The 7,016-nt window shown below is 63.4% G+C and carries 12 protein-coding genes; 1 reads left to right on the forward strand and 11 read right to left on the reverse strand.

The window, feature by feature from the left end:
* Position 1 precedes the first annotated feature (1 nt).
* The 11 genes from Q0A15_RS13350 to Q0A15_RS13400 form a co-directional block, all read right to left on the reverse strand.
* Positions 2-1,258 (reverse strand): PBSX family phage terminase large subunit, encoded by a 1,257-nt coding sequence (locus Q0A15_RS13350; protein ID WP_291280019.1) that lies wholly within the window; start codon positions 1,256-1,258, stop codon positions 2-4.
* A gap of 11 nt (positions 1,259-1,269) precedes the next feature.
* The gene (locus Q0A15_RS13355) at positions 1,270-1,704 is read right to left on the reverse strand and encodes a hypothetical protein (protein ID WP_291280020.1); all 435 of its coding nucleotides are present in this window, start codon (positions 1,702-1,704) and stop codon (positions 1,270-1,272) included.
* Between the two features lie 293 nt (positions 1,705-1,997).
* Positions 1,998-2,141, reverse strand: a complete 144-nt coding sequence (locus Q0A15_RS13360; RefSeq protein WP_291280021.1) for a hypothetical protein — start codon at positions 2,139-2,141, stop codon at positions 1,998-2,000.
* A gap of 89 nt (positions 2,142-2,230) precedes the next feature.
* The gene (locus tag Q0A15_RS13365; RefSeq protein ID WP_291280022.1) at positions 2,231-2,947 is read right to left on the reverse strand and encodes a hypothetical protein; all 717 of its coding nucleotides are present in this window, start codon (positions 2,945-2,947) and stop codon (positions 2,231-2,233) included.
* On the reverse strand, positions 2,944-3,192 hold the full coding sequence (locus Q0A15_RS13370; protein WP_291280023.1) for a hypothetical protein: 249 nt from the start codon (positions 3,190-3,192) through the stop codon (positions 2,944-2,946). The genes Q0A15_RS13365 and Q0A15_RS13370 overlap by 4 nt, the downstream gene beginning before the upstream one ends.
* The gene (locus Q0A15_RS13375) at positions 3,189-3,377 is read right to left on the reverse strand and encodes a hypothetical protein (RefSeq protein WP_291280024.1); all 189 of its coding nucleotides are present in this window, start codon (positions 3,375-3,377) and stop codon (positions 3,189-3,191) included. The genes Q0A15_RS13370 and Q0A15_RS13375 overlap by 4 nt, the downstream gene beginning before the upstream one ends.
* Before the next feature lie 112 nt (positions 3,378-3,489).
* Complete coding sequence (locus Q0A15_RS13380; RefSeq protein WP_291280025.1) at positions 3,490-3,621, reverse strand: hypothetical protein; 132 nt, start codon at positions 3,619-3,621, stop codon at positions 3,490-3,492.
* Positions 3,618-3,983, reverse strand: coding sequence for a hypothetical protein (locus Q0A15_RS13385; RefSeq protein ID WP_291280026.1), 366 nt, complete (start codon positions 3,981-3,983; stop codon positions 3,618-3,620). Before Q0A15_RS13385 ends, Q0A15_RS13380 begins: the two co-directional genes overlap by 4 nt.
* A 15-nt stretch (positions 3,984-3,998) precedes the next feature.
* The gene (locus Q0A15_RS13390; RefSeq protein WP_291280027.1) at positions 3,999-4,250 is read right to left on the reverse strand and encodes a hypothetical protein; all 252 of its coding nucleotides are present in this window, start codon (positions 4,248-4,250) and stop codon (positions 3,999-4,001) included.
* A 166-nt stretch (positions 4,251-4,416) separates the two neighbouring features.
* On the reverse strand, positions 4,417-5,451 hold the full coding sequence (locus Q0A15_RS13395) for a hypothetical protein (protein WP_291280028.1): 1,035 nt from the start codon (positions 5,449-5,451) through the stop codon (positions 4,417-4,419).
* 557 nt (positions 5,452-6,008) lie between these two features.
* On the reverse strand, positions 6,009-6,320 hold the full coding sequence (locus tag Q0A15_RS13400; RefSeq protein ID WP_291280029.1) for a hypothetical protein: 312 nt from the start codon (positions 6,318-6,320) through the stop codon (positions 6,009-6,011).
* Between the two features lie 151 nt (positions 6,321-6,471).
* Here Q0A15_RS13400 and Q0A15_RS13405 point away from each other — a divergent pair, with 151 nt between their 5' ends.
* Positions 6,472-6,657, forward strand: a complete 186-nt coding sequence (locus Q0A15_RS13405; RefSeq protein ID WP_291280030.1) for a CsbD family protein — start codon at positions 6,472-6,474, stop codon at positions 6,655-6,657.
* The last annotated feature ends 359 nt before the right edge of the window (positions 6,658-7,016 follow it).

A 7,016-nucleotide genomic window follows, 5' to 3' on the forward strand; every position in this document is an offset into this window, starting at 1 on the left:
GTCATCTCCTCACACGGTTGGACCAGAAAGTTTCGGTGGTGACGCAGCAATAGCGGGCTGCGTCAATGGAATGGTCGGCGACCTTCACGGGCTTGTCTTCGCCCTTCTCAGCCGCCTTGTCATCCCACGAATACGAGGGCATCTCACGGATCAGGTTCGTGCACGTGGACGCGACCTTGAGCCTTCCCATGCCGAGCAGTGAGGCCATGGTGCGGATCCCGTACAGGACCGAGTTGTCGGCCTCGGTGGTGGGTGTGCCGCGGGCCATCAGCTCCGTGCGGAAGGACGCGGCTGACGGGTCCACAAGGATCATGCGGGGCCGCTGGTATTGGGCGCGTAGCCCGTCCATCCATGCTTCGAGCCGGTCGGCGAGCATGGAGTCCGTGAGTGGCCGGCGGGTGTCCCTGCCTGAGTACGTCCACTCGTCGAGGAAGTACAGGATCCCGTCCACGCCGAGGCCGAGCATGAGCGCGGCTGTGGCGTTCTGCGTTCCGTAGTCCAGGCCGACGGCGAGGACATCCTGCATGGGTGGCAGGTCGTCGGGGTCGACCACGTGCGTGTCGGGGTCCCACATTGGGAAGATTGCACCTTCGGCGGCCACCCATTCCCCGGCGATGAACCGGCGGTACCACATGCCGGTGAACTCCGCTTTGATGGAGTCCTTGTACTCGTCGGTCAGTGAGGGGTTGTCGTCGATGGTGAAGTGCCAGTGACGCCAGTCGGGGAGTTCGTCGATACGGTCCAGGAACTTCGTCTTCAGCCAGTGGGCTGGGGAGTCTGGGTTGGTGGACCCGAACAGTTTCGCACCGGCCACGGACATGCGGCCGAGCAGCTGGGTGAAGAACTCTTCGGGGATGACTGTGACTTCGTCGACGAAGGCGCCGGCGACGGTCATGCCTCGGATGACTTTCTCCGCTTTGGCGTCGGATGCGCCGAGGACGTGGATGCGTCGGCCGAGGATGGTGACGGTGGGTGCGCCGTGGTTGCCTTTGACTTGGTTTGCGAGGTCGCCGAACAGGTCTGGGTCTTGCAAGGGTCCGATGCAGTTGCGCCACACGGAGTCGCGGGTGCGGCCGACCATGACGAGTTCGCCGCCTCGTGGGGCCCGTGCTGTGAAGAACAGCCAGCGGGTGAGGGCGATGACGGTTTTGCCTGCACGGATGGCTCCGTCGGTCATGTTGACGCGGGCGGAGGAGTTGCGGAGGAAGTCGAGCTGTTTGGGGGAGACGGCTGTGACGGCGTCAGCGAGAGCGGTCACGGCCACCTCCTCTATTCGTTGGGGACGCCGATTTGTTCTGCGATGCGGTCGAGCATGGACTTCGCTGCGGTTGCGCCTCGGTCGTCGGTGAGGCGGGCCATCGCGAGGCCCTTGTCCACTGAGGTCCCGTACATGCTGTTGAGGTCCTGGTCGCGGATCTTCTCGGGTTCTTCGTCGATTCGCCGGTGCATCTCTGCGAGGAGTTTCGTCGCGAGGGAGGCGGACTGGGTTTCGATGAGAAGGCGGGAGTGTTCGAGGGTGACGCGGCGTGTCTCGTTGGCGTTGGCCATGGTGTCGAGTGCGTCGGATTCGATGCCTGCGTTCTTCGCCCAGCGGCGGATGTTCTGCTCGGGGATCCCGACCTCTTTGGCGGCCTTCTTGGCGCCGTGCTTCTTGAAAGCGTCGAGGGCCTGCTGTTTCTCCTCCTCGGAGTATGTGCGTGGCATGCCGACTCCTGGCCGGTCGTGGGGGCCGCACCGCCTGGGTGCGGATGGTTTGGTGGCCGGCCACGGTCCGGGAGTTGTGTCGGCGGACCGTGACCGGCGGTGACGTACTCGGCCAAAGGGGAAGGTTTGAGTTGGGGTGCGTCACGTATGGGTGTGGCCGGGGAGCGCGGGAAGGAACCACCAAGTTCACCCGTGCGCTCGACCCGGCCACACAGTGATGGCCGCCGTATCCGGAGACACTGCGACCATTCTGAGGACAGAATATGTGACACAAGTATGCTTGCGCAAGTCTTTTACCCGGCGTGTTGCTGGTGTTCTTGCTGGCATCGGGTGAGGATCCGGTCAAGGGTTTCCCGGCGTGTGGTCAGGTAGGACTCGATGCGGCCACGCTTGGCTTCCACGGACACGATGACGTCGGTCTTCCGGCACGTGTCCATCCATCCCCTGTCAAACCAGTCGCCAGCCTCCGGTCTTGGCGCGGACCAAGACTCGTATACGGGCCAGCATGCCTCGCAGACCGGCCACGTCATGCGGGTACCGCTGCAAGGTTGAGGACTTGATTCGCCGTATACAAGGCCCTGCCCTTGCCGTCCACGCTGTCTGGTTCTAGGCGGCCGCGCTGCACCCACTTGCGTGCGGTTGCGGGTTTCACGCCGACCCCGGCCTTCGCGAGGACACGGCAGAGCTTCGCGAGCGGCAGGGGCGTCCCTGTCGCTTGGGTGAGCTGCCATTCCCGGTACTCACGGACGTCCATGGTTGCCTTGCACGCCTGGCAGGTGGCCACGGTGGCGCCTTGCACGTACAGGTAGGAACCGGCGCAGCCTTCGACGCCGCACGCGGCCAGCCTGCGCCGCTCCACGGGGAGGTCGACCAGGCGCCGGAGTCGCCACACCTTGTCCTGCAGGTCGGCGATGACGTACCCGGCGTTGCCGCTGCGGGCGGCCTGCCAGGCGCGTCGGTCGGGGTCTTGGCGTTGGTCGTCGAGGTGGTTCACCCGGAGCACGCGGGCGAGTGCGTCCCGCCACGTGAGCGCATCCAGGTTGATCGGGGCTGACGACACGGCCGCCGTGGATCCGCCGGCGGACCGGTTGCAGCCCTGCTTCGCGATCACATCCGGCGCCAGGGTGAGTAGCGTCTCCGCCTCACCGATCAGGCGCGACAGGCAGCGTACGCAGTCCCGGCACAGGTACATGCCTGGTGCGGTCTCCTGCTGGCAGGCTTGGGTGTTCGTGCAGGTGGTCATGATGCGACCTCTTCCCCGTCGAGCCAGATCCCGGAGGTGGCGTCGCTGTCGAGCTTCACGTCGGCGTTGTGGGGGACTTGTACGGTGGCGGTGCATCCGTCCGCGTACAGGTGGATGACGACGGTCTTGGAGAACCAGTTGGCGAACACGGAGCGAATGACCCCGGACGCGCCGAAGGAGTCGCATTCGATGGTCGCGTGGCTGCCCGCGTGTCCCGCGTTCAACTGGTCGGCGGTGACGGTCACAGTTCATCTCCTCGGTAGGGGTTGTCGGCGTGGGTGGCGTCGCGTCGCCCGGCTTCGAGGCCTTCCTCCCAGCCGATGGCGAGAAGAACACGCTTCTGCGCTTCGAGGCGTTCGGCGTAGTTCATGAGCATGCGGGACATGCGCCCGTTCGCCTCCACAAGTTCGTCGTAGGAGGCTTCACTCATGGCCGGATCCTCACTCTGGGATGCACCTTGTCGGCGAGGATCATGACGCCGTACCCGATGAGTGCGGGGACCGTGGCCAGTCCCAGGGCGGCGACCGTGACGGTCAGCGGGTTCATGCGGCCACCTCGATGGTCCCGATGAGGATGAATGCGGCGAGGACGAGGACACCGAGCGGCCATGCACGGTTGCCGAACCAGTTGGCGACACGGGCAAGGTCGGTGCGGAGGGTGCGTTGCGTGTTCACAGTGCGACTCCTGCCCGGTCTGCGATACGGGCTGCGGTGGTCAGGTACCCGCCGATGCCGTCGAGGGTGCGGCGAACCTCAGCATGGTTGGTGACGTTGGCGAGGGTGCGGAGGGTTTCGGCGTCGTGGGCGGCCATGGTGAGCTCGTCGGCGATCATGTTGTGCCAGGGCTCGTCGACCGTGGTGGCGTAGAACTCGGCGAGGTGGTCTTCCACGTCGGGGAGGGCTTTCTTCGCCAAGTAGTTGAGGGAGTCGTCGTGGGCGTACTGCGCGGCCTGGACGTAGTAGGTGCCGGTCTGGTGGAGGGTGGGGTTGTCGGTGTACCGGTCCATGCGGGACGGGGTCGTGGCGGTGATGCTCATGGTGGTGGTTCCTTTTCAGGGGTGGGCGTAGTAGTCGCGGCAGCCGTCGCAGATGCCCCAGAAGGGCTCGACTTCGTCGGCTGGGCTGGAGTTGCCGCAGTCGGAGCAGGTCATTTCCTGCTCGGCGCAGCCCTTGCACAGGTCCTCGTTGGCGGGGGTGTCGCACATGTCCGCCGGGTCGAACCGTTGTTCGCACTGGGTGCAGGGTTCAAGGCCGTCGTCGTAGATCCCCGTGCGGGAGTCCTGGGCCGGGTCAGCAGTGATCATGGGTGGTTCCTTCGTGTGTAGCAACAACGAGACGTGCGTTGTAGACACAGACTATCGCCCGCTCCTCCTTTGTGCAACCAGAAAGCACGCAGCGTGCGTAGACAGCACGTGCCGGGGCAAACGAAAGGCCCGCCACCGTGTGGTGACGGGCCTCGCGAGGGGGGGGTTACTGCTTAACCCACTCCCCGCACTCGTTTGACGAGAACGAATAGTCGCTGGCGCCGACGATAGCCTGCGCCCTGAACCCTGAGTTGATGAAGTTGTTGTCGATGATGTTGCCGTTGGCGTCAGTGCGCTCCCAGTAGCACCCGCTGAAGGCTGTTTCGTCTTCGTCTACCTGGACTACATATGTCCCGGGCTGGATGTCGTCGCCCACCCGGTAGGTGCCATCAGTAAAGCGCGTGCCATTGTCGCGCTGTTCTTGAATCGCACGCGAGGTCTTAATCAGTTTCTTCACCTTGCTCGCATCCTTGTGGTCTGGGCACAGAACTAGCGCACCCGACACCTCATCTACTTGCGATTCACTGAACTCTTCTTGCTCCTCGTATCCCAGCATCGATTCTTTGCACATGTCTGAGAGGAGTTCGATGCGGCTAGTACGTTCCTCTTCGGGGCTGTCGTACAGACCGTAGTCGTCGTAGTCCTCATCGTCCTGCTCGCCGTAGGCCGTTTCGATGGCTTTGTCTTCGAGTGCTCGCTGCTTGGCCTCAGCCTTCTCCTTGGCCTTGGCCTTCTTCTCCGCTTCGGCATCCTGTTTCGAGATCGCAGCTGTCACGCTTTCGATCTCAGGCTGATCGGGGCATGCTTCCGCATAAGCGTTGAGAAGGTCTCTGTCATCACCTGAGAGGTCTTCTCCCGGGTCATTGTTGAAGTTGTACATGGCACACAGGCTGTACAGGTTGCCAATGGTGTCCAGGTCATCTTCTGATTCTCCGAGTGCCACCATTGCGGCCTTGTCGGAGTCGGCAGGTTCAAAAGACTCGGGCAGCTCCGTGGTGCAGTGGAAGCGCTGGTCGTCTGACAGTTCCCACGCGGCTTCGAGTGATTGCACAGTCTTCGCCTCCCCGGTGGATGACTCGCAAGTGATGGTGGGCGTGGCGGCTTCCTTGGCAGGCTTCTCATCACCCCCGCCACCAGCACACCCAACCAGTGAGAGTCCGGCGGCGAGTAGGAGGGCAGGAGCGATGACGTGGCGGCGCATAGGTGGTTCCTTCGGGCGGTACGGGTGATGGTGGTCAGTCTAGTGGGCGGTAGGTTGAGGGCCATGGACTGGTGGGTGTTGGTGTTCTCTGCTGTTGCGGCGGTCGCGGGCGTGGCCGGGGTTGTCGTTTCCGTGGCCCAATGGTGGTGGGGGAGAGCACCATCGGTAGCGGAGATTGACTTCAAGGTGGAGGGCGACAGGGCTACCGCCGTGTTCACGGCTGTTGGCGACCTGGCGCTACACCACCCACGCGTCGAAGTTGTTCACGAGGGTCGGGCGATCACTACCCGCCGAGAGTCGAAGATTCTCCGAGCAGGCGATGATCCGATCAGGATTCGATTTCGTAGTACATCTCCAGATGGACCCATCGGAACAACAGCCAGTATCCAATGGACTGAGCTTCGCACGAGACGGCCAATTGTCCGCGGGTCACGCGTGACGTTCGGCCAGGTCGGTCTGGATCAGTGGCGGCACGGGAGGTGGAAGGCGATCCGACGTCGACGACTGCGCGCCTTCCGAGGTGGATTCTCAAACCTGTGATGCGCAGTTCTGCGGGCCTAGGCATTGGTGCTCCTGATGATCTTGGCGAGGTCGGCGAGTGTCATGCTCACCCATTGGTCGCCGGGGTTTTGGGTGCCGCGGCGTTTGTGGACGACGACACCAGCCACGGCACCAAGGTTGGCGGCCTCCGCTTGGGCTTCCCTCGTCCAGGCGGGGAGTGCGAGGGTGTGGACGTCCTTGCATTCGATGGCGAGTTTGTGGCCTGCGATGGTGACGCCTCGGACGTCCCCGCGGTCAGCCGCGCCGGTCTTGACTTGCCGGTCGATGTGCTCGTTGTTGAGCTCGGCAGCCAGGTAGTCGGCGACCATGCGTTCCATGCGTGCGCCGGCGGCTTTCGCGGAGGCCCTGTTTCTAGCCAATGGTGTTCCCTTTACTGGTGGTGTGGGTGGTCGAAAATGGGTAGGTTGGTTGGACCTGGGGCCGTCCGGCCGCAGGGTCCGCACTAGTCAAGGAGCTGTCATGAGTTTCGATGAGATGAAGGACAAGGTTGTTGGCAAGGCCAAGGAGACCGTCGGGAAGGTGACTGGTGATTCCTCGAAGGAAGCTGAGGGGAAGTCGCAGCAGGTTGCTGGCGGTGTGAAGGGCAAGGCTGAGGACGCGAAGGATTCCGTGAAGGGCGCTGTTGATGGCCTGAAGGATTCCTGACTCTTCGGTTGGGTGCGTGGGGCCTGGTACTGCCGGATGGTGGTGCCAGGCCCCTTCTGTTGATTGGTTAATTGGCGTGTGAGGGGTGTTTCGGTGAGGTTGAACGGTCGCGCTGTGTGGACGGTCGGGCTGGTGTGCGTGGTGGCTGGGGTGGCGTTTTCGGTGGCGCAGTCGAACTGGGTGTGGCTGGTTGTGTCCCTTGTGTTTGGTGCGGCCTTCTGAATCGTCCCGGGTTTGATTGAGGGGAAGCCTGACATCCTGGAAGGATCCCCTCATGGCAGCACCACGGAAGTACCCAGCAGAGCTTCGGGAGCGAGCGACCCGACTGGCGGTCGAAGCCCGCCGCGACCCTGATACGA

This window comes from Galactobacter sp. (genome assembly GCF_022712295.1).
In the GTDB taxonomy this organism is placed as follows: Bacteria; Actinomycetota; Actinomycetes; order Actinomycetales; family Micrococcaceae; genus Galactobacter.

What these genes read in the sequence shown, in the direction of transcription:
- Q0A15_RS13390 (WP_291280027.1), bottom strand. Translation starts at nt 4,250, where the DNA reads ATGATCACTGCTGACCCGGCCCAGGACTCCCGCACGGGGATCTACGAC.
- Q0A15_RS13405 (WP_291280030.1), top strand. Translation starts at nt 6,472, where the DNA reads ATGAGTTTCGATGAGATGAAGGACAAGGTTGTTGGCAAGGCCAAGGAG.
- Q0A15_RS13365 (WP_291280022.1), bottom strand. Translation starts at nt 2,947, where the DNA reads ATGACCACCTGCACGAACACCCAAGCCTGCCAGCAGGAGACCGCACCA.
- Q0A15_RS13355 (WP_291280020.1), bottom strand. Translation starts at nt 1,704, where the DNA reads ATGCCACGCACATACTCCGAGGAGGAGAAACAGCAGGCCCTCGACGCT.
- Q0A15_RS13360 (WP_291280021.1), bottom strand. Translation starts at nt 2,141, where the DNA reads ATGGACACGTGCCGGAAGACCGACGTCATCGTGTCCGTGGAAGCCAAG.
- Q0A15_RS13385 (WP_291280026.1), bottom strand. Translation starts at nt 3,983, where the DNA reads ATGAGCATCACCGCCACGACCCCGTCCCGCATGGACCGGTACACCGAC.
- Q0A15_RS13375 (WP_291280024.1), bottom strand. Translation starts at nt 3,377, where the DNA reads ATGAGTGAAGCCTCCTACGACGAACTTGTGGAGGCGAACGGGCGCATG.
- Q0A15_RS13400 (WP_291280029.1), bottom strand. Translation starts at nt 6,320, where the DNA reads ATGGTCGCCGACTACCTGGCTGCCGAGCTCAACAACGAGCACATCGAC.
- Q0A15_RS13395 (WP_291280028.1), bottom strand. Translation starts at nt 5,451, where the DNA reads ATGCGCCGCCACGTCATCGCTCCTGCCCTCCTACTCGCCGCCGGACTC.